20 protein-coding genes are annotated in these 23,432 nt (G+C 68.4%); 6 read left to right on the top strand and 14 right to left on the bottom strand.

Annotated elements, in window-relative coordinates; genetic code table 11:
- Positions 1–11 precede the first annotated feature (11 nt).
- The 8 genes from NFW30_RS03340 to NFW30_RS03305 form a co-directional block, all read right to left on the bottom strand.
- Entirely contained in the window at positions 12–902 is an 891-nt protein-coding gene (locus tag NFW30_RS03340; protein WP_295350972.1) for an ion transporter, read from the bottom strand.
- Positions 899–1,879: a TerC family protein gene (locus tag NFW30_RS03335; protein ID WP_295350969.1), complete on the bottom strand. Its 981-nt coding sequence runs from the start codon at positions 1,877–1,879 to the stop codon at positions 899–901. Before NFW30_RS03335 ends, NFW30_RS03340 begins: the two co-directional genes overlap by 4 nt.
- A complete protein-coding gene (locus tag NFW30_RS03330) occupies positions 1,876–2,049 on the bottom strand; it encodes a hypothetical protein (protein WP_295350966.1) in 174 nt (57 codons plus the stop codon). Before NFW30_RS03330 ends, NFW30_RS03335 begins: the two co-directional genes overlap by 4 nt.
- 247 nt (positions 2,050–2,296) lie before the next feature.
- Positions 2,297–2,830 (bottom strand): hypothetical protein, encoded by a 534-nt coding sequence (locus tag NFW30_RS03325; RefSeq protein WP_295350965.1) that lies wholly within the window; start codon positions 2,828–2,830, stop codon positions 2,297–2,299.
- On the bottom strand, positions 2,827–4,032 hold the full coding sequence (gene mnmC / locus NFW30_RS03320; RefSeq protein WP_295350962.1) for an FAD-dependent 5-carboxymethylaminomethyl-2-thiouridine(34) oxidoreductase MnmC: 1,206 nt from the start codon (positions 4,030–4,032) through the stop codon (positions 2,827–2,829). Before mnmC ends, NFW30_RS03325 begins: the two co-directional genes overlap by 4 nt.
- Before the next feature lie 29 nt (positions 4,033–4,061).
- On the bottom strand, positions 4,062–5,582 hold the full coding sequence (lysS, locus tag NFW30_RS03315; protein WP_295350959.1) for a lysine--tRNA ligase: 1,521 nt from the start codon (positions 5,580–5,582) through the stop codon (positions 4,062–4,064).
- Between the two features lie 69 nt (positions 5,583–5,651).
- Positions 5,652–6,756, bottom strand: a protein-coding gene (gene prfB, locus NFW30_RS03310) for a peptide chain release factor 2 (RefSeq protein WP_295350957.1) whose coding sequence is annotated in 2 segments (ribosomal slippage) — positions 5,652–6,674 and positions 6,676–6,756 — 1,104 coding nt in all. Because the reading frame shifts where the segments join, the coding sequence is not laid out codon by codon here.
- Positions 6,757–6,857: 101 nt separating this feature from the next.
- A complete protein-coding gene (locus tag NFW30_RS03305; protein ID WP_295350954.1) occupies positions 6,858–7,277 on the bottom strand; it encodes an NUDIX domain-containing protein in 420 nt (139 codons plus the stop codon).
- 285 nt (positions 7,278–7,562) lie between these two features.
- Here NFW30_RS03305 and NFW30_RS03300 point away from each other — a divergent pair, with 285 nt between their 5' ends.
- Both NFW30_RS03300 and NFW30_RS03295 read left to right on the top strand, forming a co-directional pair.
- Positions 7,563–10,169, top strand: a complete 2,607-nt coding sequence (locus tag NFW30_RS03300; protein ID WP_295350951.1) for a nicotinate-nicotinamide nucleotide adenylyltransferase — start codon at positions 7,563–7,565, stop codon at positions 10,167–10,169.
- A 34-nt stretch (positions 10,170–10,203) separates the two neighbouring features.
- Entirely contained in the window at positions 10,204–11,061 is an 858-nt protein-coding gene (locus NFW30_RS03295) for a hypothetical protein (protein WP_295350949.1), read from the top strand.
- A 19-nt stretch (positions 11,062–11,080) separates the two neighbouring features.
- On the opposite strand, the gene NFW30_RS03290 is transcribed toward NFW30_RS03295, so the two are convergent.
- From NFW30_RS03290 to NFW30_RS03265, 6 genes are all read right to left on the bottom strand, one after another.
- Positions 11,081–11,863 carry an ABC transporter ATP-binding protein gene (locus NFW30_RS03290; protein WP_295350946.1) on the bottom strand — a complete coding sequence of 261 codons (783 nt, stop codon included), beginning with the start codon at positions 11,861–11,863 and terminating at the stop codon, positions 11,081–11,083.
- Positions 11,860–12,675 (bottom strand): cobalt ECF transporter T component CbiQ, encoded by an 816-nt coding sequence (gene cbiQ / locus NFW30_RS03285; RefSeq protein WP_295350943.1) that lies wholly within the window; start codon positions 12,673–12,675, stop codon positions 11,860–11,862. The genes NFW30_RS03290 and cbiQ overlap by 4 nt, the downstream gene beginning before the upstream one ends.
- 80 nt (positions 12,676–12,755) lie before the next feature.
- Positions 12,756–13,823, bottom strand: a complete 1,068-nt coding sequence (locus NFW30_RS03280; protein ID WP_295350941.1) for an energy-coupling factor ABC transporter permease — start codon at positions 13,821–13,823, stop codon at positions 12,756–12,758.
- Between the two features lie 66 nt (positions 13,824–13,889).
- A complete protein-coding gene (locus NFW30_RS03275; protein ID WP_295350939.1) occupies positions 13,890–15,041 on the bottom strand; it encodes an aminopeptidase in 1,152 nt (383 codons plus the stop codon).
- Positions 15,025–15,765, bottom strand: a complete 741-nt coding sequence (locus tag NFW30_RS03270) for an alpha/beta fold hydrolase (RefSeq protein ID WP_295350936.1) — start codon at positions 15,763–15,765, stop codon at positions 15,025–15,027. The genes NFW30_RS03275 and NFW30_RS03270 overlap by 17 nt, the downstream gene beginning before the upstream one ends.
- Before the next feature lie 154 nt (positions 15,766–15,919).
- Positions 15,920–17,152 carry a hypothetical protein gene (locus NFW30_RS03265; protein ID WP_295350933.1) on the bottom strand — a complete coding sequence of 411 codons (1,233 nt, stop codon included), beginning with the start codon at positions 17,150–17,152 and terminating at the stop codon, positions 15,920–15,922.
- 621 nt (positions 17,153–17,773) lie between these two features.
- Between NFW30_RS03265 and cimA the strand changes: the two genes are divergently transcribed.
- The 4 genes from cimA to NFW30_RS03245 all read left to right on the top strand — a co-directional run.
- Positions 17,774–19,333, top strand: coding sequence for a citramalate synthase (gene cimA / locus NFW30_RS03260; RefSeq protein ID WP_295350931.1), 1,560 nt, complete (start codon positions 17,774–17,776; stop codon positions 19,331–19,333).
- 67 nt (positions 19,334–19,400) lie between these two features.
- Complete coding sequence (leuB, locus tag NFW30_RS03255) at positions 19,401–20,459, top strand: 3-isopropylmalate dehydrogenase (protein WP_295350929.1); 1,059 nt, start codon at positions 19,401–19,403, stop codon at positions 20,457–20,459.
- A gap of 349 nt (positions 20,460–20,808) precedes the next feature.
- Positions 20,809–22,347: a class I SAM-dependent DNA methyltransferase gene (locus tag NFW30_RS03250; RefSeq protein ID WP_295350926.1), complete on the top strand. Its 1,539-nt coding sequence runs from the start codon at positions 20,809–20,811 to the stop codon at positions 22,345–22,347.
- The coding region (locus tag NFW30_RS03245; protein ID WP_295350923.1) for a restriction endonuclease subunit S at positions 22,347–23,432 on the top strand (1,086 nt) is incomplete at its 3' end. The genes NFW30_RS03250 and NFW30_RS03245, both read left to right, overlap by 1 nt.

The following is a 23,432-nucleotide window of genomic DNA, read 5'->3' as shown; positions in this document are numbered from 1 at the left end:
CCGTCCCTGCTTCATCCTTCTGTGCCGGCGGTGCGCCCTGGCGCCAGCGCCGGCGGGATGGTCGCGCTGCCGGACAGCATCGATTTCAGGGCGCGGATTTCGTCGCGCAGGCTGCGCATCTCGGTGTGCAGATCGGCCTCGATGTGCTCGCGCGCCGCTTCGACGGCCCGTTTCGTGTCGTGCTGCTCCGCCTCGGTGTAGCTCTGCATGGCGTTGACGATGATGGCGATGAACAGGTTGAGCATGGTGAAGGTCGCCACCAGGATGAAACAGATGAAGAATATCCAGGCGTAGGGGAAGTTCTCCATCACCGGCCGGGCGATACCCATCGACCAGCTTTCCAGGGTCATGATCTGGAACAGCGTATACAGCGAACGGCCGAGACTGCCGAACCATTCCGGGTGGGTTGCAGCGAACAGCTTGGTGGCGATCACCGCGAAGACGTAGTAGACGATCAGCAGCACCATGGCGATCGAGCCAAGCCCGGGAATCGCCGCCAGCAGGGCCCCGACCACCCGCCGCATCGAAGGCACCATCGTCAGGAGGCGCAGCACGCGCAACACGCGCAACGCACGCAGGACGGCGAGTGGCCCGGTTGCAGGAAGCAGGGCGATGGCGACGACGGCGAAGTCGAAGACACTCCACGGGTCGCGCCAGAATGCCGCACGGTGGACGTAGAGGCGGAGGGCGATTTCACCGACGAACACGGCCAGGATGGCCCGGTCAAGCGCGATGATCAGCCCGCCGGCCGCGGCCATCGCGCTGGCCGAGGTCTCCAGGCCGAGCAGGGCGGCGTTGACGACGATCAGGCCGATGATGAAGTTCTGCACGCGCGGCTGCTCGATCCAGGTGCGCACGCGCAGGCCACCCGCGGTGGCGGGCCGGTCCATCGGCCGGCTCATTCCACTTCTCCCGGCGCCAGCCGCGGCTTCGTCAGGAGCAGGCTGGCGACCACCGAAACGAGGATGGTTCCGGCAACGATTGCCAGCGACCACTGGATCGGCATGTGGAACCACGGCGCCGCCAGCATCTTGCCGCCGATGAAGACCAATACCAGTGCCAGCCCGTACTTGAGCAGGTGGAAGCGGTCGGCCATGTCGGCAAGCAGGAAATACAGCGCGCGCAGGCCCATGATGGCGAAGATGTTGGAGGTGAACACGATGAATGGGTCGGTGGTGACGGCGAAGATCGCCGGGATGCTGTCGACCGCGAACACCAGGTCGCTGGCCTCGATCAGCACCAGCACGAGGAACATTGGCGTTGCCCACACGATCCCGTTCTGGCGGACGAAGAAGGATTCGCCGTGGAAGCCCGGCGTGATGCGCAGATGCCCGCGCAGCCAGCGCAGCAGCGGGTTCTTCTCGAGGTCGGGATCGTGCTCGGCGAAGATCAGCATCTTGATGCCGGTGATCACCAGGAAGGCGCCGAAGACGTACAGCACCCACGCGAACTCCGTCACCAGCCAGACGCCGGCGAGAATCATGCCGGCACGCATGACGATGGCCCCGAGGACACCGTACAGCAGCACGCGGCGCTGCAACTCCGGCGGCACCGCGAAGTAGCTGAAGATCATGACGAAGACGAACATGTTGTCGATCGACAGCGACTGTTCGATCAGGTAGCCGGTGAGGAACTCGAGCGTCTTGCGCTGCGCCACCTCGGCGCCCTGGGTGCCGTTCAGATACCACCAGAGCAGGCCGGCGAAGGAGAGTGCCAGGCAGAACCAGGCGATCACCCAGGCCAGTGCTTCCCGGACCGCCACCCGCCGTGCCCGGTTGCCACCGAGGACGAACAGGTCGAGCGCCAGCATGCCGAGAACGAAGACGATGAAGCCGGCCCACATCGGGCCGGTGGCGAAACTGTCGACGCTGGCGCTCATGCCGGTCGCCGCGTGCGGCCGCGGGTCAGCTCCAGGACATCGGCAAGACGCGCGACCACCCGCGTGACGAACTCCCGGCCATCATTCAGGGTGCAGGCGAGGCGCGTCGCCACAGGTTGCCGCAGCCCGTCGGTGAGGACGAAGTCGTGCGACCGGATGTGCAGGTTCATGCTGTTCCTCGCTCTGCTCGGGATCAAGACCGGCGCATTCTGGGCCAGGAAAAGCTTCGATACAAACAGATATAAGAATGGGCAATCATCGAAAAAACTGAAGTTCCGCGTCGCCGGGCCGGCCGCATCCCTCAGCCGGCGGCGCGGGCGGTCAGCGACAACGCGCCGGCGCGTTCGCCGCCCTGCCGCAGGCCGGCCGGAGCGTGTCGCCGCGTCTGGCTGCGTCCGGGGAACGGGCAGGTCGCGCTCAGTGGGTGACGCGCGGCTGGCTGTCGCTGGTCGCCGCAGATTCCTGCCACGGCTCGCCGACCTCGAGATTCCAGTGCGCGTGTTTCGCCAGGCCCATCACCTGATCGTAGAGCAGGTGCAGGTTCTCGCGCGGCAGCTCGAGGCGGAGGCGATGCTCGCCGGCGCGCAGCGCGATGCGTCCGCGGCCGTTGCTCAGGGCCGTCAGTTCGATGTGCTCGACGAGGCGCAGCGGCAGCCTTTTCGGCAAGCGGCTGGCCAGCAGTCTGAGTTCCTGGCCGCCGCTGGCGACGACGAGCGCGTTCTGATGTTCGAAGCCGAGGATCTCGGCGGCGTGCTCGGGGGCGAGCAAGGCGTTCGGGTTGCTGCGTGCGAGCAGCGTCGCCAGCGCCAGCAGCAGGCCTGCGGTCATCCGCCGTGTCAGCCAGACCACGGTCTCCTCGCCGTCGGTCGGTGCCTGCAGGGCGATGCGATCCTCGCTCTCGCTGTAGTGGAAGCTGAAGTCCATGGCGCCAGGCTCGCGTCGCCCGCTCATCGCGGCCCGCCAGCGGCCCGCCGCTGCCGCCGGCCGCGCAGCAGGAAACGGCCGGGGTCGACGGCGGCGACGAGATCGGCGGCGAGCGGCGGCGGGCTGCCGTCGACCAGGCAGGCGAGCAGTTCGCCGGCGAGCGCCGACCAGACGATGCCCCGCGCGCCGAAACCGTTGCACAGGTACAGTCCCGGCAGGCGACGCAGCTCGCCGGGCGACGAGGCGGCGCACGCGGCGTCGACCGCTGTCGCGTCGGCGAGGGCACCGACCATCGGCAGCCGATCCGGCGACAGCGGGCGGAAGCCGACGCGGCCGTCGAGCGATGCGGCGTCAAAGTGGCGGCTGTAGCCGGGCAGGATGAACTCGAGCCGCGCCAGGTTCTCGGCGTGGTCGGTGGCACGCAGTTCCGCCTCGTCGTCGTCGACCGCGAAGCTGGCGCCGGCGCAGCGCAGGCCATCGATCGCCGGCGTCACGTAGCCCAGGCGGCAGACGACGATCGCCGGTGGCGAGCCAGCGACTGCCGGCAGATGCGACACCTGCCCGCGTGCCCGGCGCAGCGGCAGGTGGCTGGCGGCAGCGAAGCGGCGGACCTCGCCGGCGTTGGCGAGGACCAGGACGGGCGCCGCGGCGATGAGCTCGCCGTTGCCGGCGAAGCATCGCCAGCAGCCGCCATCGCGCTCGATGCGCTCGACCTGACGCCGGTAGTATGGCTGCACGGCAGCGCCGTGCCGGGCGAGGTTGGCGCGACACAGCGACGCCGGGTCGACCCAGCCGCCGCCGGCAAACCACCAGCCGCCGCAGGCCACCGGCCAGCCGGCGAGTTCGCTGGCGGCCTCGCGATCGAGCCAGCGGAGATAGCCGTCGGCCGGTGCCTGCTCGGCGACGACGCGCTGCTGCGTGGCCGCGTGCCGCTCGTCGCGGGCCAGGTGCAGGACTCCGGTCTGTCCCCAGCGCAGCGGCAGGCCGGCAGCCGTGAGCGCCTGCAGGTGGGCGAGGGCGTACGTGAAAGCCGCCCGTGTCAGTCGTGCCAGGCGGTTGTCGTCGAGCGAGGGCAGCGGTCGCAGGACGCCGGCACGGTTGCCCGAGGCGCCCTCGCCGGGCGCTGCCGCACGGTCGATCAGGCTGATTCGCCAGCCGCGTGCTGCCAGCCGTTCGGCGGCGCTGCTGCCGGCGAGGCCGGCGCCGATGACGATCGCGTGAGGTTCCACCAGCCGCCGGATGCGTCGCCGCCGCTGGCCTACTCGGGGCGCATCTGCGGGAAGAGGATGACGTCGCGGATGTTCGCCGCGTCGGTCAGCAGCATGACCAGGCGGTCGATGCCGACGCCGCAGCCGGCGGTCGGCGGCAGGCCGTACTCGAGCGCACGCACGTAATCGGCGTCGTAGTACATCGCTTCCTCGTCGCCTGCTTCCTTCGCCCGCGCCTGCTCGAGGAAGCGCGCCGCCTGGTCTTCCGGGTCGTTGAGTTCGGAGAAGCCGTTGGCGATCTCGCGCCCGGCGATGAACAGCTCGAAGCGCTCGGCGATCTCCGGGTTGCGGTCACTGCGGCGGGCCAGCGGGCTGACCTCGGCCGGGTAGTCGATGATGAAGGTCGGCTGCCAGAGGTCGGCTTCGGTCGTCTCCTCGAAGAGCTGCAGTTGCAGCGCGCCGAGGCCGGCGCTGGGTGGGCAGTCGACCTGCATCGCGCGCAGCCGGTCTCGCAGCCAGGTGGCGTCGCCCAGTTGCTCGACGCTGAAGCCGGGATGGCTCTGGCGGATCGCCTCGACGATCGTCAGGCGGGCGAAGGGGCGCGCGAAATCGAGTGTGCGGCCCTGGTATTCGAAGACCTCGCAGCCGAGCGCCTCGCGTGCGCTCTGGCGCAGCAGCCCCTCGGTGAAGTCCATCAGCTGCCGGTACTCCGAGTAGGCCTCGTAGAACTCCATCATCGTGAACTCGGGGTTGTGGCGCGGGCTGATGCCCTCGTTGCGGAAGTTGCGGTTGATCTCGAAAACCTTCTCGAGACCGCCGATGACCAGCCGCTTGAGATAGAGCTCCGGCGCGATGCGCAGGAAGAGATCCATGTCGAGGGTGTTGTGGTGCGTCCGGAACGGCCGCGCCGTCGCACCACCGGGGATCGGGTGCATCATCGGCGTCTCCACCTCGAGGAAGCCATGCTGCACCATGTAGCTGCGGATCGACTGCACGATGCGGCTGCGCACGGCGAAGGTGAAGCGCGACTGCTCGCTGGTGATCAGGTCGACGTAGCGCATGCGGTACTTCTGTTCCTGGTCGGTGAGGCCGTGGAACTTCTCCGGCAGCGGCCGCAGCGACTTGGTCAGCAGGCGGATCGCCGAGCAGCGGATCGTCAGTTCGCCGGTGCGCGTGCGGAAGAGGGTGCCGACGACGCCGACGATGTCGCCCATGTCCCAGCGCCTGAAAGCCGCGTAGAGGTCCTCGCCGATGTCGTCGCGGCTGACGTAGGCCTGGATGCGGCCGGAGAGATCCTGCAGGGTGATGAACGACGCCTTGCCCATCACCCGCTTCAGCATGATGCGGCCGGCGACGCGAACCTCGACCGGCACCTCGGCCAGCTCCTCGCTGCGCTTGCCGTCGTAGAGATCGTTGATCTTGCCGGCGGTGTTCTCGCGCGCGAAATCGTTCGGGTACGCCGGGCCGAACTGGCGCAGTTCGGCGAGCTTGGCGCGCCGTTCGGCGATGATGTGGTTGTCGTCGTCGGCCGGAACGGCGGCCGGGTTGTCCTGCTGCTTGTCGGGTTGCATGGTCTGCGGCTTTCGTGCGATCAGGGGAACATGGTGCAGTGCCGGTCGCCGCGCCCGGGCGGGCGCGGTTCAGACTCCCTGCTTGAGGCTGGCCTCGATGAACTGGTCGAGGTCGCCGTCGAGCACGCCCTGCGTGTTGCCGACCTCGACGTTGGTGCGCAGATCCTTGATGCGCGACTGGTCGAGGACGTAGGAGCGGATCTGGTGGCCCCAGCCGATGTCGGACTTGGCGTCCTCGAGTTTCTGCTGCTCGGCCTGCCGCTTGCGCATCTCGGCCTCGTAGAGGCGTGACTTCAGCATCGCCATCGCTTCGGCGCGGTTGCGGTGCTGCGAGCGGTCGTTCTGGCACTGGACGACGATGTTGCTCGGCAGGTGCGTGATGCGCACCGCCGAGTCGGTCTTGTTGATGTGCTGGCCGCCGGCACCCGAGGCGCGGTAGGTGTCGATGCGCAGGTCGGCCGGGTTGATCTCGATGGCGAAGGAATCGTCGATCTCGGGGTAGGCCGAGACCGAGCAGAAACTGGTATGGCGGCGGGCGTTCGAGTCGAACGGCGACTTGCGCACCAGGCGATGGATGCCGGTCTCCGAGCGCAGCATGCCGTAGGCGTAGTCGCCGGAAATCCGGATGCTCGCCGTCTTGATGCCGGCGACCTCGCCTTCGGATTCCTCGAGCACCTCGACGGCGTAGCCCTTGCGTTCGGCGTAGCGCAGGTACATGCGCAGCAGCATCGCCGCCCAGTCCTGCGCCTCGGTGCCACCGGCGCCGGCCTGGATGTCGAGGAAGCAGTTGAGCGGGTCGGCCGGGTTGTTGAACATGCGCCGGAACTCGAGCGCGGCGACCTCCTTCTCGATGCCCTCGATGTCGGCGACGACCGCCTGCAGCGTCTCGTCGTCCCCTTCGTCGCGCGCCATGGCGAACAGCTCGCCGGCGTCACGCAGGCCGTCGCCGACGCGGTCGAGGGTGAGGACGACGTTTTCCAGCGAGCGCTTCTGCCGCCCGAGTTCCTGCGCGCGCTCCGCGTTGTCCCAGACCCGCGGGTCCTCGAGTTCGCGCGCGACTGCCTTCAGCTGGTCGGCCTTCTGATCGTAGTCAAAGATACCTCCGCAGTTCGCCGGCACGCTCGCCGACGTCGGCGATGCGGTTTTCGATGCTGTTGAGTTGTTCGGCTTCCATGGTGGTGTCGCTCGCTTGATCGATGAGCCCCGCATTATACGCTCGCCGGGGCGGGCCGGCGGGACGACTCCCGACGACTCCCCGCGGCGCCGCGGCCAGACTCAAGCCTGGAGCGGGCCGTGCCCGCTGCCGGGCAACCCGGGAACGCCGCTTGCGTCGCGTGGCAGCTCCAGGAAACGCTCGATGATCTGCTGGCTGGCCAACGACATGCGCCCGTTCAGCGCCGTGTCGCCGGCGACGAAGCGGTGCAGCGCGGTGGCGTCGTCGCCGGCGAGTGCGGTCCCCGACGCGGCGGCCCAGAACACCGAATGGCGATTGGTTGCCGATTCATGCTCGAAGAGGAAGAGCAGCGATTGCGCCACCAGGCGCGTTTCCTCGGCGAGCTCGCGGGCTGCTGCCTGCAGGCGGGATTCGTCCGCGTGCAAACCGCCGCCCGGCAGCAGGACGAGTCCGCCCCGGTTCTCGACCAGCAGGATGCCGCCGTCAAGCTCGACGATGATGGTGGCGCGCTGTCTCTTCATGTCTGTCTTCATGTCCGGTCGGTCTGCCCGGGCGGGCCGGCTGCCCGTCCGCCGCGGAAACGCTGAACGGTAGCGCATTTTCGCCGGCAGGTGTGGCGCGGCAGCCATCCTGGGCAAGCTTCGCCCCGGCCTGCTATCCTTGCTGCACGCACCCATCCCGATCGGGGTGCAAGCGGATCCCGAACCAGCGAGGCTTTCGAAATCATGTACCCGTTGCCCATGCCAGGGGGAGCGCCGAGTGATCCGCTCCCGCTGGGACCGGCCGCCTGCTGCCGGACTGTCCATGTGGTCACCGACCTCGAGGGCAGGCGTGACGCGATCGATGATCTGGTCGACGCGGGCAGGATGCGCCTCGTCGATGGTGCCCTGGATTTCGTCGATCCGTACGACGGGCTGTACTTCGCTGGCGATGTGACCGACCGCGGGCCGTACACGATCCGGCTCGTCGACATGCTGCTCGCGCTCAGGCGACGCCATCCCGGCCGCGTCGCCTGGGCGCATGGCAACCTGGACCTCAAGAACCTGGTATTGCTGCGCGATCTGCCGCTGCTCGAGCGCGGCACGCCGGACTACGAAGCGTGGCTGTGCGGCCAGCCCGACAGCGGCGTCGCCGGCGCGGTACCAGTGGTCGAGGGCAGTGGCGGTCCTGCTCGCGGCGGCGGGTGCAACACCCTCGACCGTCGCATCGACTACTGGCTGACGCGACAGGGCGCTGCGCGGGCTTTCGAATTCCATTGGCAGGAACTCGGCGAGATTCATGGACGACCCGTCACACGCGGCGAGGCCGCCGAGGACTACGTCGCGCGGCTGCAACCGGGTGGCAGCATGTTCGAGTTCCTGCGCCTCGGACAGGTCGCCATCCTGCACGGCAACGTCCTCATCGACCACGGCGGGGTCTCGCAGTCGAACATTGGTTTCGTTCCGGGCGCCACCAGCCGGATCGCGCATGCGCGGCAGTGGATCACGGCGCTGAACGCCTATGGGCGCGAGCAGATGGGACTGATCGAACGGGCCATCCGTTCGCCGGGGGGCGACGGCAGCTTTCCCGACGCCTTCATCCGCTATGCCGATGCCATCTGGGATGCGAATGCCCGCGAAGGTTCCGGCGCACTGTTCATGAACGACGTGAGCCTGATCTACCCGTTTCGCCAGCGCGAGCGCGGCAACTTCCGCGTGCCCGACGAGGCGGCGATCGCCTACCTGCGTGACGCCGGCATCGACACCGAGATCGTCGGTCATTCGCCTTTTGGTGACCTGCCGGGACCGCTGAAGGCGGATGGTTTCCTGCGCCTGATGGCGGACACCTCGCATCGACGAGCCGGCGCCCGGTCGACGATCAGCATCGATGTGCGCGGGGGCATCCGGGTGAGGGGGATGACTTCGCGCGGTATCTCGATTGCCTACCGTGTCGCGGCGAACAGCCCGCCGCCGATCGGCATGGTGACGCGTGTGGAGCGCTATACCGTCGTCGGCAGGACGCGCGTGGACGGCGGTACGCGCTTCCTCGTCAGCAAGTACTTCGATGGCCACAACATCCGTGACCAGCTCGTCGATCGTGCCACGCTCGCCAGCATGCAGCCCGAGGCTGCGGTCGCACGCTCCGAGCTCGAGGATCCGCGGCGCCATTTCGATCTGCTCGTCACCGAGTTGCAGCGCAGGGGTAAACGAGTCCTGACGCTCGGTGCCGTCGAGGCACTGATCGGCGATCGCAGGCCGGTCGTCGTTTCCGGCTTCTCGAAGTTCGGTCATTCGCCCTTCGCCGAAGGACGCGTCGAGGATGAGGCGCTCGCCCTGGTGGCGCAACTCGCGTCGCCGCTGCGAGACATCCTGATCACCGGGGGCACCGACCTCGGCTTCGAACGAGCCGTCCACCGCCTGGCGCGTGCCAGTGGCTACGAGATCATCGGCTTCATCCAGCAAGGTGCGATCGCCGGCGAGATCGATCTGGTCGACACGGTGGCGTTTGCCGGCGCCCATCAGGACTGGTCGGCGCCCCTGCTGGCGGCGCTGACCCTCGCCGAGGAACACGGCGGTTACGCGGTGTTCGTCGGTGGCGGCAGCATCGTCAGCGAGGGTATCGCGCACGCCGCGCAGATCGGCCTGCCGCATTTCCTGGTTCGCCGCTCTGCCGACGCCGTCGGTGACGGCGGCGCCTCGGCGCACGCCGCGAGCATGCTGCCGGCAGCCGAGCGGCGATGGCGGGTTCTCGATACCCTGCACGATCTGGCTGCCGCGCGACGGCACCCGGCGGTGAGCGTTGCGGCCGGCGGGACCGAGGCGATACCGGCTGCCGGTCCGCAGCGCGTCGGGGTATTCGCTGGCTCCTTCGACCCGCCGCACGCAGGCCACCGCGACCTGGTGCGGCGCATGCGGGAGCAGTTCGCACTGGACCTGGTGTATGTCGTGCCCGACATCGTGCCCAGCTACAAGCGCATGCTGCCGCTCGCGCACCGCATGGCGATGACGCGCTTGCTGTTCGATGGTGAAGCGTGCGTCCAGGTGCTGCAGGCGGACGCTGACGACCGCTTCGGCGGTGGTGAGTTGTCGGAGCTGCTGGCGGGAGTACGGCAACGTCACCCGCGGGCCAAGGTCTTTGCCCTGCTGGGCAGTGACGCCTTGCGCTGGTATGCCGGCTTGCCGCCGGAGCAGCGGCTGCCGGGCGTCCAGATCCTGGCAAACGACCGCCACGACGGAGCATCGCTTCCGTCTCTCGTGGACGGGCAGCCGGTGCACACCATTGACGACCTCGACCGCGGCCTGTCGTCGACGGCGATCCGGCAGGCGCTTCAGGCCAATCGACCAGTGGTCGGGCTGCCGCCAGGGCTGGTGGACTACATCCGGATGCACGGCCTCTATCCTGCTGGCACATGTACGCAGGTGGATCCATCGTGACACGCGACAGGGGCCGACAGGGAGACAGCTTGCCATGAGTAGCGGCACCGCGGTACCGAGTTTTTCAATCGACGCCATCCGCTTCGATCCGGCGGCGGTTGTACTGCCCCGCCGCGACCGGCAGGAGGCTTCCCGCTTCGTGCTGCCGATCCCAGCGTTCCCGGGCGAGGAGCTGCGCTACCCCGCGCGCTATCCGCCCGACATGCGGCGGCGGGACGGAGCGCCGCACCCATTGGCGGCAGTGCCGCATCCGAAGGCGGGACAACCCCTCGAAGGCTGGCGCGGACGGCCGATCCTCGCGGTGGACGGATCGGTGCCCAGGGGCGTCGTCTTCTTCAACTACGAGGACGCCATCTTCCAGGGGGTGAGCAGTGCGGGCGATGGTGTCCTCATCTTCGACCGACCGACCGCCGCGCAGGCGCAGGCGCTGCAGGGCTTCGTGCTGGGTATGGGCGGGCCGGCGGCGCTCGATTCGGTCGAGCGGGTGCTGTTGGTGCTCGAGCACGCCCAGCGGATCGGTCTCGACGACCGCTACGACTCGCGGCGCGCCTATGTCGCGAGATCGCTGGCGGTGGTCGCCGACACGGCGACGGGCATCAGTGCCTTCGGTCTGCACCTGCGTGTCGGCGAGAGTGTGTACGCCGTCTTCGTGCCCGGGCCGGCACGCGTCGGTGACCTGCATCTCGGCGCTGAAGGTGGCGTCTTCCTGCTGGTCTCGGGCCACCGCGAAAGCGGCGAGCGCGAGGTGCGTTCGGTGTCGCCGGATGCCTTTGCCGCAACCTATACCGCCGCTGACGGCGCGCACATCCGAGCGGCCGAGCTGCCCTGCGAGCGGCCCTGGGAGAGCTGCCTGCCGTCGGGGGACGGGCGGCCGGCCGATCGCCCGGGCTGACCGGGCGGCAACCCGAGGCTCATCGCCCGGGCGGCGGCGAGGGCCGGCGGGCGGCGCCGCTGCACACCGGGCAGGCCTGCAACCGCAGTGGCTGCTCGAGACGAGCCGCCGCGAGCAGCGCCGCATCGCTCAGGATGACGGCGCTGGCGCCGTCGGCGATGATCCTTCCTTCGCCGAGCACCAGTGTCCGCGGGCAGAGATCGAGGACCATGTCGAGATCGTGCGTGGCGATGATGAGGGTTTGCTCGAAGGTCTGCAGAAGCTCGATCAGTTGCCGCCGCGAAGCGGGGTCGAGGCTGGACGTCGGCTCGTCCATGAGGAGGACGGCGGGCGACAGCGCGAGCACCGAAGCGATGGCGACGGCGCGCTTCTCGCCGCCTGACAACCGGTGCGGCTGGCGGTGCGACAGATGCGTCGCGCCGACCACCGCGAGCGCGTGCATCACCCGTTGCTGTACGTCGTCGGCCGGCAAACCGAGGTTCACCGGGCCGAAGGCGACGTCGTCGAAGACGCGCGGCATGAACAGCTGATCGTCGGGGTTCTGGAACAGCATGCCGACGCTGCGCCGCAGTTGCGACAGGTTTTCGCGGCACAGGAGGAGATCGGCGACGCGCACGCTGCCGGCCTGTGGCAGCAGGCAGCCGGCGAGGTGCAGCAGGGTGGTCGATTTGCCGGCGCCGTTGGCGCCGACGATCGCCAGCCTGTCGCCGCTGCCGACCTGGAACGAGACGCCGTGCAGCGCCGTCTGGCCATCGGCGTAGGCATGCCGGAGATCGCTGACGACGACCAGCGGGCGTGTCACGATGGCAACAGCCGGCCGATGGCTTGGCCGAGGGTGGGCGCCGGAGCGAGGAAGCGCAGCGCGAGCAGGATCGCCGTCCAGCCGGTCAGGAAGAGCACATCGCTCGCGCCGATGCGCAGCCGGCGCAGCAGGCGCACTTCGCCGTCGAAGCCGCGGCACTGCATCGCCAGGTAGATGCGTTGCGCGCGATCGAGCGTGCGCAGCAGCAGTTGTGCCAGCAGGCTGGCGACGACCGTCAGCTCCATGCCGCGCCCAGCGAAGGAGCGCTGCGCCCGCGCCCGCGAGAGCCGCAGCGCCTCATCGACGAGAACGAAGAGATAACGGTAGAGCAACAGCAACTGGACGACGAAGGGGCGCGGCACGCCGAGGCGCGCGAGCGCCAGGCAGAGCGCATCGAAACCGGTGCTGGCGACGAGGATCAGGGCGGCACTGACGGTGAGTGCGAAGCGCAGCATGATCGAGGCGAAGGAAACCCAGCCGCCGGAGATCTCGAGCGAGCCGATGTGCAGCAGCGTCGTGCGGTCGAAGAGTGGATTGAAGATGCCGACGCACAGGGCGAACGGCACCGCCAGCAGCAGCTTGCGCAGGATCCACGCTGGCGGCAGCCTGGCCAGGATGAGCAGGACGACCGGGTAGGCGGCGAAGGGCAGCAGTGCCGAAAGCTGATGCTTGTCGAAGGAGACGACACAGACGATGAAGAGCAGGGTGGTGAGCAGCTTGATCCGCGGATCCAGGCGATGGATCGGCGAGTCGCGGCAGGCGAGACCGTCCAGGTCACTCAGGTCGGGCAACGAGGAGTCGATCCTTGCCATGGCTGCTCGTTGCGCCGGTGATCGCTGCCGTCATCCGCCGCGCGGGCGCGGTGAGCGCGGTCGGGTGACTCGCGTCCCGCCTAGCGGCGCTGCCGGAGACGCAGCAGGGCGAAGCCGAGCAGCCCGGCGAGGAGCATGCTGAGGGTCGCCCCGAGCAGGCCGGCGAACGATGTTCCAGCGCTGACATCGGGCCACTCCTTCTCCTTCCCGCTGCCCGCTGCGGCGACCTCGGCGGCGGGCTCCGCGGCGTCGCCCTCTTCCGCCGCGGGCCGGAAGGCATAGTCGGGCAGCAGCGCCGTCCTCTCCTGCAGCGTGGCGGCCAGGGCGTGGGCATCGGTCGCCGGCGCGGGCAGGGCTTCCTTGCCGCTGCTGTGGAAGATCGCCCATTCGAGGCCGTCCATCCGGGTCGACGCGAACCACGAGAGGAGTCCGCCGGTGACCGCGGTCAGCAGCAGCAACTGCGCCAGCAGCCTGCCGCGGCCAGGCCGCGGTGTTGCCGGAAGCGCGGCAGCGCTGGCCAGCACTTCCGGGCGCGCCCGGCCGACGACGGTGACGATGGCGGCCGTCAGCAGCCCCTCGACGATGCCGATCGCCAGGTGGATCGGCAGCATCAGCAGCAGGAAGGTTGCGAACGGTAGTTCCGAGACCCCCGAGAAGAAGGTCTGCAGAACGACCGCGAGGGCGCCGAGCTGCAGTCCGGCGATGACGGCGACGAGCGAAGCCACGAGGATGCGCTTCTCGCTCGCGTGGGCGCCGGCGATCGTCCGGTAGAGCAGCGGGTAGGCGACGAAGCAGGGAAAGAAGGCGAGGTTGAAGATGTTGCAGCCGAGCGCGAGCAGGCCGCCATCCGCGAAGAACAGCGCCTGCACGGTGAGCACCGATGCCATCGTCAGGAAGGCGGCGTACGGTCCGAGCAGGATGCTGAGGATCATGCCGCCGCCGAGGTGGCCGCTCGAACCGGTTCCCGGGATGCTGAAGTTGATCATCTGCGCGGCGAAGATGAAGGCGCCGAGCACCCCCATCAGCGGCACCACGCGATCGTCGCCGCCGGCATCGAGCTTCCTGGCGCTGTAGGCGGTGATGGCGGCCGTGGCCGCCCACATCACGCCGCCGACCAGCGGCGAAATCAGTGCGTCTGCCATGTGCATGGGGAATCCTCCCTTTGTCGGACCCGGCGGCTGCAGCCATCGTGTAAGAAGATTCTAGAATGCTTCTTAACGGACTGGCAAACGGTTTTCGTCTTCACTGCCGCCCGCGACAGCGCCGATGGCTCCGTTGCCGCCGTCAGCCGGTGGCAGCAGTGCGCGCAGAGCGGCGTCCCGGTCGCCGGCGGCGAGCGCGGCGAGGCCGGCAACCTCGCGATAGAAGCGCGGCAGGTCCCGATCCTGGCTGGCGAGGAGTTGCTCGAAGGCCGGCACCAGCTCGCTGTAGAGGGCGAGCGAAGCCAGCCGGGCGTTGTTCAGATCGTCGTCGTCGCTGCGCTCGTCGCCGGCATGGCCGCCCCACGCCGCCCGCAGGGCGCTCCGCTCGCGGCCCAGTGCGGCCAGCAGGGCGGCCTTGGCAGCGCGTTTGTCGGCAGCCGGCAGCTCGCTCGCGTAGAGCGCCGCGAGGCGCTGGCGACAGCTCTGCAGCAGCGCCAGCCAGGCTGCTCGCCGTTGCCGCTGCGTCGCGTCGGCTGCCCGCTGCTCGCTGCTGCCGTGCGCGTGCAGCCAGCGTCGCAGCCCCTCCTCTTCGACGGCCGTCGCGAACGACTCGTTGAACCGGGTATCTCCCGGCACGAAGACGAGCTGGTGCGCCAGCTCGTGAAAGACGGTGCGCGCGACCGCCAGCGTTCCCTGCTGCAGGAAGGTGTTGAGCACCGGGTCGTCGAAGTGGCCGAGCGTCGAGTAGGCCGGCACGCCGGCGACGTAGGTGTCGTAGCCGTCGCGTCGCAGCCCGGCGGCGAACTCCTCGGCGGCGCGGCGCTCGTAGTAGCCGCGATAATTGACGCAGCCGACGATCGGCATGCACCAGTCTTTCGCCCGCAGCGACAGTTCCGGCGCGGCGAAGACGTTCCAGACGACGTAGGGGCGACCAAGGTCGGCGTAGCTGCGATAGCTGCCGTTGTTTGGCAGTCCGAGGTCGCTGCTGGCATAGTCGCGGATCGCCTGCACCTCGGTCAGCCGGAGCCGGAGATCGGGATCGGTCGTAGGTGCACGCAGCAGCTCGTCGATCGGCGTTCTTGCCCGCATCAGCTCGAGATGGCCGCCGATCGCCTGGCCGTAGTAGCCCATCGGGTGGCACGCGGCGACGCCGGCAGCGAGCCCGGCAGCCAGCAGGAAGGCGGCTGCGCGCCGCGGCGCCGCCGCCCTATGGCGCCAGCGCATGCTGAAAACGGCCACTGGCGAGGAAGGACGCGATCTGCTGCGTGCACGATCGGGCGACCAGCAGTTGCGAGTGCGCCAGCGGCAGTGTCAGGGAATCGGCAGCGCCGGGCAGTCGCGTTTCCGCCAGCGTCACGACGCCGTCGTTGGGTCGCGGCAGCCCCGGAACGACGCGGCCGAGGCCGCAGCTGCGCGTGCCAGCGATGACGCCGACCGCCACGGCCGCAGGCGCCGCCGTCCATCCGGCTGGCCCTGCCAGCCACTGCATGATCGAGCGCCCGAGCAGAACCGGCATCCCCGGCACCGCCGCCAGCCGGCGCGCGCAATGGCTGCCCTGGCAAGGAGTGCCGAGCAGCACCACACGCTGCAGTCTGGAATCGCTCGCCCGTGCGAGCATCTCGAGGATCAGCAGGCCGCCAAGGCTGTGACCGACGAGGTGGATGTCGCGCGCAGGCGTCGCGGCGACGAAGCGCTGCAGGCTGTCGGCATTTTCCGCCAGCGTCCGGCGGACGCTCGGGTAGCCGAAGCGCAGCGTGCGGTAGCCCCGCTGCGCCAGCCAGCGGGCGTGCAGGCTGCAGACCGCGGACGGTGTCCACAGGCCATGCACCAGGATGACGGTCGCCGCTGGCGGCCGCGGTAGCGGCCGCACGGCGGGACGCAGGGCGTCGCTGGCGCTGGGGGCATCGGCTTGCGGCGGCGGGTCGCGGTCATTGACGACGGAGAACATCCTGGGATTCCGGACGGGTACGATGCGGGCGATGGTCAATGGTAACACCGTGCCCGCGTCCGGGATCCGGCCGCCGACCGGCCCGCCGCCGCCTTCCGGGTTTCCCGCGGTGCCCCGGATCCGCCGCTGGCGAGGCTGCCCGCCGGCCGCGAGTTCAGCCCGCGTCGTGTGGCAGCTGCTCGAAGACGAGGCGGCGGATTGCCAGTTGGTGGCGCAGGACTTCCTTGTAGGACCAGGCGGCGAGTTCCTGGCGCAAGCGCTGGTCGATGCCGCGCAGGGGCAGTTCGCCGTGCTTGCCGGCCGGCGGCAGCTCGAGCGCATCGCGCAACCGCTGCTCGCCGTCCTTGATGCGGTTCTCGGCACTTGCATTGCGCTGGTTGCGATCGATCATCCCCTGGTTCTGCTCGACGCTGCCGCTGACCCCGGTGACGCGCACACGGCTGTAGTCGACGTCGAAATACGCGATGTGGCTGCGCAGCCGATTGATCGCCGAGGTTGCCGACGGTTTCGCCTGCTCGGCGAGCTCGGCGCCGCGTTCGGCGGCACGGCGTTCGCGGCGCAGCCTTTCCTGCTCGGCGCGCCGTTCCTCCTCCTGCTTCTGCTGATCCGTCTTGCTGTCGTCGGACATGATGTCGTCGAGGCGTTCGCTGAACCACTCCCAGATCTTCTGGATTTGCTCGCCGAGGAAGGATACCGCACGATCGAGTGCCGCCACGGTGTCGCGGAATTCGTCCATGTAGCCCTGGAAACGGACGTTGGCGGTGATCGACTGGGTGACGGTATTGACGCCTGGTTGTGCCATGGAGGCGAAAACCGGTTCGGGGGCGAGTCCGATGACGCTCAGCGCACGCGTCTCGTCGCGCGAATGGTCTTCGGCCACGACGGAGGCGCCGTTCAGCCGGGTTTCCAGGCGGACGTCCCACTTGAAGTAGCTGTCGTTCTTCCAGGCCCGCGCCATCAGTGTCGGCTGCACGATGCAGCAGTGGCTGCCCTCGATCTTGAAGTCGAACGACCAGTCCTGGCTGATCGTCCAGGTGCCTTCCTCGAGCAGGCCGATCAGGCGATCCTTGAAAGCGATCACCGCTGCCAGCGCTTCGCGCGCGCCACTCGCGGTGCGCGGGTTGAAGCTGGCGATCGTGTCGAGGACAGCAATCGCCACATCGGCCAACAGGTCGCGTCTGGCGTCGATGCGCATCGCGGTCCACTCCTGCTTGACCTCGATGGCTGGATTGGGCCCGGGTTCGGGGGTCGAGAACGGGCCGGCGAAGTCGGGGCCGACGTGTGGTGACTGTGGTGAGGTGACGACGGTCGGGGTCTGATACTGGGCCTTGCCGGCGGTCAGCCGGCAGGCGGCATCGATGGTGATGCCACTGAGTGCAGTGCTCATGATGCTTCTCCTCGATCGATGAAACGCCGAGAGTGGACGCTCGCGGGCGCCTGCGGCGACACCACCCGGACAAGCCTGGCGGCGAACTTCGGTGCTTGCGCGGGGGGTCCGCTGCGCTCTGGCAGACGGCCTCGGCGCGGTCGTCGCCATGATCGTTTGGACGGCCCGGCAGCGCCCGGTGTTCCGCTCCGGCGCGGCAGCGGGTTGCGGCCAACCGGGTCGCCGGCCCGGCTCCCTGACAAGGGAACCGCCAGCGGGGCGCCGCGGTGGCACAGGCGCCGCTCGCCGGCAGGGGGTGTGGCTCGCCCGTGGTCACCGGCCGCTGCCGGACGTCGCCGGACGTCGCTTTGCCGGCTATCGCCGATCGGCAAAGCATGGGAAAATCCGCATCCGCGCCGATCCGCACGAAGCTGCCGCAGCGAGCAGCCAGCGAACGGTCGGCGTCCGCGCCATGATCGCCCCGGGAAGATACCGGGAGTCGCGGTTCACCCCACTGTCTCCGACTGCCCATGTCAACCACACTTCGCGCAAACACCTGTCTCCGCAACGGCTTCGACGAGCCGGGTCAAATCCTCGGCCGTGCGGCCGGGACTGCCGCCTTCGAAGCCCGGAGCTAGAGCGATGCCTGCCGTCCAGATCTACGATACCACCCTGCGCGATGGCACCCAGAGCGAGGGCTTTTCCCTGTCCGGTCACAGCAAGATCCGCCTCGCGCAGCGGCTGGACGATCTCGGTGTGGCGTTCATCGAAGGGGGCTGGCCCGGTTCCAATCCCGAGGACGCCGAGTTCTTCGAACGCGCCCGCGACATCGACTGGAAGAACGCGCTGATCACGGCCTTCGGCTCGACCTGCCGGGTCAAGGGTGGTCCGGAAGAGGATGCCAACATCCGCGCGCTGCTCGACGCACGGACCCAGGTGTGCACGATTTTCGGCAAGACCTGGACGCTGCACGTCACCGACGTCCTGCTGACGACGCTCGACGACAACCTGCGCATCATCGAGCAGTCGGTCGCCTACCTGCGTGCCGCCGGCCGGCGGGTCATCTACGACGCCGAGCACTTCTTCGACGGCTACCGCGCCGATCCGCTGTACGCGCTGGCGACGCTGCAGGCGGCGATTCGCGGCGGCGCCGAGACGGTGGTCCTCTGCGACACCAACGGCGGCAGCATGCCGTGGGAGGTCGAGAAGACGATCGGCGAGATGCGGGAGTCGATCGCTCACCCGTTCGGCATCCACACCCACAACGACGGTGACTGCGCGGTGATCAACGCGCTGACGGCGGTGCGGCTGGGTGCGGTGCAGGTGCAGGGAACGATCAACGGCGTCGGCGAGCGCTGCGGCAACGCCAACCTGTGCTCGGTGATGGCCAACCTGGAACTCAAGATGGGTCGCCGCTGCCTGCCGGAAGGCCGCCTGCAGAGGCTGTACGAGCTGTCGCACGTCGTCGACGAGGTGGCCAACATCACCCCCAACGACCACCTGCCGTACGTCGGCCGGAGTGCCTTCGCGCACAAGGGCGGTGTCCATGTGGCGGCGATGCGCCGCTCCGAACAGTCGTACCAGCACGTCGCGCCGGAACGGGTCGGCAACCGCATGCGGGTCGTCGTCTCGGCGCTGTCGGGGCGCGCCAACATCCTCAGCAAGGCCGAGGAGCACGGTGTCGATGTCGCCAGTGTCGACGACGTCGTCGGCGTCCTCAACGAGGTCAAGGAACTCGAAGCGCGCGGCTTCTCGTTCGAGGCCGCCGAGGCGTCGGTCGCCATGATGCTCAAGCGGCAGCAGCCCGACTACGCCGCCCCCTTCGAGCTGGTCGATTTCCTGGTCAACGTCGAGCACCGCCAGGGGCGCGGCATCTTCGCCGAGGCGATGGTCAAGGTGAAGGTGAACGGCGAGGTGCTGCACACCGCCGCCGAGGGCAACGGTCCGGTGAACGCCCTCGACATCGCCTTGCGCAAGGCGCTGCTCGGGCACTACCCGGAGATCGCCGCGTTTCATCTTGCCGACTACAAGGTTCGCATCCTCGACGGTCGCGATGGCACGCAGGCGATCACCCGCGTGCTGATCGACACGCGCAGTGCCGACAAGGTGTGGAGTACCGTCGGTGCCAGCGCCAACATCATCGAGGCATCGTGGCAGGCGCTCGTCGATGCCGTCGAGTACGGGCTGTCGGTGGCGCAATGATCGCGCCGACGGCAGTCCTCCCGTGTCCCGGCGCACTGCTGCTGCGCCCCAGTGAAATGGAAGAATCATGAAAGCCAGAATCGTCTTGCTTCCCGGTGACGGGATCGGTCCGGAAGTCGTGCGCGAGGCGGTCCGCGTCCTCGACACCGTAGCCGGCCGCTACGGGCACCAGTGGGAATACCAGGAATGCCTGATGGGCGGCTGTTCGATCGACCGCTTCGGCTCGTCGCTGACCGAAGAGACGCTCGCCGACTGTCAGGCGGCCGATGCCGTCCTGCTCGGCGCTGTCGGCGGGCCGAAATGGGATGACCCGGCGGCGAAGGATCGTCCCGAGCGCGGCCTCCTCGCGCTGCGCAAGGGACTCGGTGTCTTCGCCAACCTGCGGCCGGTGAAGGTGCACCCGGCGCTGCTCGATTCGTCGCCGCTGAAGCCGGAGAAGCTGCGCGGCGTCGACATCCTGGTCATCCGCGAGCTGACCGGCGGCCTCTATTTCGGCTGGCCGAAGGGGCGCGACCGCAAGGACGGCCGCGAGCGCGCCGTCGACACCCTCGAGTACTACGACTACGAGGTCCGGCGCGTCATGGAACTGGCTTTTGGCCTCGCCCGCGGCCGCCAGCGCAAGCTCACGTCGGTGGACAAGGCGAACGTCCTCGAGTCATCGCGGCTCTGGCGGCAGATCGCCGTCGAGGTCGGCGCCGCCAACCCGGACATCGCTCTCGAGCACGTCCTCGTCGATACCGCCGCGATGCGCCTGATCACCGGCCCGGCCGCGATGGACGTCGTGGTGACGGAAAACATGTTCGGCGACATCCTGACCGACGAGGCGTCGGTGCTCGCCGGCTCGATGGGCATGTTGCCCTCCGCCAGCCTCGGCCAGGGCCGTGTCGGCCTCTACGAGCCGATCCACGGTTCCGCCCCGGACATCGCCGGCAAGGGCATCGCCAACCCGATCGGCATGATCCTGTCCACCGCCATGCTGCTGCGCCACTCGTTCGGACTGGAGGCGGAAGCCGCCGCCGTCGAGCAGGCGGTCGACGCCACCATCACCGCCGGCGCCCGTACCGCCGACCTCGGCGGCAGCCTGGGCACGACCGGCATGGCGGACGAGATCATCGCCCGGTTGTAGGAACCGTATACTTGATTCACAAAGGCCCTCGCCGCTCGCCTCGAGTCTGTCCGCCGGGCGAGCGGGCGATCCGGCGAGTGGTCGGAGTGCTGACCAGGCCGAGTCGTGCGGCACGCGAGCGGTGACAGGGGTAGCCTGCCTTTCGCGAGTTGCTCGCGCCTCGCTCCTGGTCTCGTTGCTCGTCGTTGTCTCCGACAGGACAAGGCGCGCTCGCGCCTGAAACGTCAAGGATCCGCAAGGAAGGACTCCGTTCCAGTCCGGGTTCCGGGCCTCGCGCCACCGTGACAGCCGAGCGCGGCGATTCTGACCGCCGACGGCCTGGAGCACGACTCACCTGAAGGACCCCGATATGATCACCGGCGCCATCAAGAGCCAAATCGACCAGATCTGGAACGTCTTCTGGTCCGGCGGCATCGCCAACCCGCTGGAGGTGATCGAGCAGATCACCTACCTGCTCTTCCTGCGCCGGCTGGACGACCTGCATACGCTGGAAGAGAACAAGTCCGTCCGGCTGAAGAAGCCGATGGCGCGCCGCGTCTTCCCCGAGGGTATCGACCCCAGGGGGCGCCCATACGACTGCCTGCGCTGGTCTCGCTTCAAACACTTCGCCCCGGGCGACATGTACGTCGTGATCGGCGAGCACGTCTTCCCCTTCCTGCGCACGCTCGGCGGCGACGACTCCACCTATGGTCACCACATGAAGGACGCGCGCTTCACCATCCCGACGCCGGCGCTGCTGGCCAAGGTGGTGGACCTGCTCGACGCCGTGCCGATGGAAGACCGCGACACCAAGGGCGACGTCTACGAGTACATGCTCGGCAAGATCGCCAGCGCCGGGCAGAACGGCCAGTTCCGCACGCCGCGCCACATCATCCGGCTGATGGTGGAGCTGACCGCACCGCAGCCCGGTGACGTGATCTGCGATCCGGCCTGCGGCACCGCGGGCTTTCTGGTCGCCGCCGGCGAGCACCTGCGCGAGCGCCACCCGAACCTCCTGCACGACGCCAGGCTGCGCGAGCACTTCCACCACCGCATGTTCCACGGCTTCGACTTCGACAACACCATGCTGCGCATCGGCAGCATGAACATGCTGCTGCACGGCGTGGAGAACCCCGACATCCGCTACCGCGACTCGCTGGCCCAGGACCACGCCGGCGAGGAGGAGAAGTACACGCTGGTGCTGGCCAATCCGCCCTTTGCCGGCAGCCTCGACTACGAGAACACCGCCAAGGACCTGCTGCAGATCGTCAAGACCAAGAAGACCGAGCTGTTGTTCCTGGCGCTGTTCCTGCGCCTGCTCAAGCCCGGTGGCCGTGCAGCGGTGATCGTGCCCGACGGCGTGCTGTTCGGCTCCAGCACCGCGCACAAGGAACTGCGCCGCATGCTGGTCGAAGACCAGAAGCTCGACGCGGTGGTGAAGCTGCCGGGCGGCGTGTTCCGGCCCTACGCCGGCGTGTCCACCGCGATCCTTCTCTTCACCAGGACCAACTCCGGCGGCACCGACCAGGTGTGGTTTTACGACGTCGAGGTCGACGGCTGGAGCCTCGACGACAAGCGCGCGCCACTGCTGTCGGACGACAAGCTCGGCCCGGTGCCGCGCGTCGCGCTCGGCGCGGACGAGCACGCGAAGAACAATCTGCCCGACGTGCTGGCGCGCTGGGCCGAGCGTTCAGCCGGCGAGCGCGAACGCCCACGCACCGCGCAGAGCTTCTGCGTGCCCAAGGCCGACATCGCCGCGCAGGCATACGACCTCTCGCTCAATCGCTACAAGGAAGTGGTGCACGAGGCCGTCGAGCACCGCGCGCCGAAGGAGATCCTCGCCGAGCTGGCGAGGCTGGAGGAGGAGATTCAGCGGGGGATGAAGGAATTGGAGGGGATGCTGCGGTGATGCGCACAGTGCCAACTGCGAAGCTTGCAGACGTCGCTGAGTTGAACCCTCCGCTTGCCGCTTCGCTGAGCAATGACGAGGCTGTGTCTTTCATGCCGATGGCGGCGGTCGATGCAGATTCGCTGACGGCGGCGGATCGCGAGACGCGCGCTTACTCCGAGGTCAGCAAGGGCTACACGCCTTTCCTGAACGGGGATGTCCTGGTGGCGAAAATCACGCCATGCTTCGAGAACGGGAAGATCGCGCAAGCGCGCCTCTCGCTCCGATACGGCTTCGGGTCAACCGAGTTTCACGTCGTCAGACCGCGCGGCGATCGAGCTGACGCGCGGTACTTGACGCATTTCCTTCGTCAAGACCGCGTCCGCAAGCAAGGCGAGAGCCGGATGACGGGAAGCGCGGGCCAACGCCGCGTTCCCGAACACTTCCTTGCTGGCCTCGCCGTCCCGCTGCCACCCTTGCCCGAGCAGCGACGGATTGCGGAGATCCTGGACAAGGCGGACGCGCTGCGGGCCAAGCGCCGCGCCGCCCTCGCTCAGCTCGACACCCTCACCCAATCCATCTTCCTCGACATGTTCGGCGACTCCGCCACGAACCCGAAGGGGTGGCCGCTTTCCGAACTAGGCACTTTGCTCCGCGATGTGACGAACGGCATGACGCGCCGGAGACCAGAGTCCGAGGTAGGTCAGAGCATCGTGCTCCGCCTTCGCGATATCCGTGAAGGTTGGATTGACTTCTCAGAGGTTAATCGAATCACACTGAGTCCGACCGAAGCGGAGAAGTACGAAGTTGTACCGGGCGATCTGCTGTTCATACGCGTGAACGGAAACCCGGAATATGTTGGCCGGTGCGCGCTCTTCGCCGGGTATCCGGAACGTGTCTACTTCAACGATCATGTGATGCGCGTGCGGATCGACGCTGCAAGCGTGGATGGTGTATTTCTCGCTCTTCTATTGAACGGGTCGCACGGGAAACGCGAGATCGCGAAGCACCGCAAGACGTCCGCCGGACAGCACACTATCAACCAGGATGGGCTTAATGTGAAAGAAGCCCCCTTGAACGCGAAGGAAGGCCTGACCGGCACCGGT

The organism is Accumulibacter sp. (assembly GCF_023806635.1).
Classification (GTDB): Bacteria; Pseudomonadota; Gammaproteobacteria; order Burkholderiales; family Rhodocyclaceae; genus Accumulibacter.
This window is presented reverse-complemented; position numbering and strand designations above follow the sequence as displayed.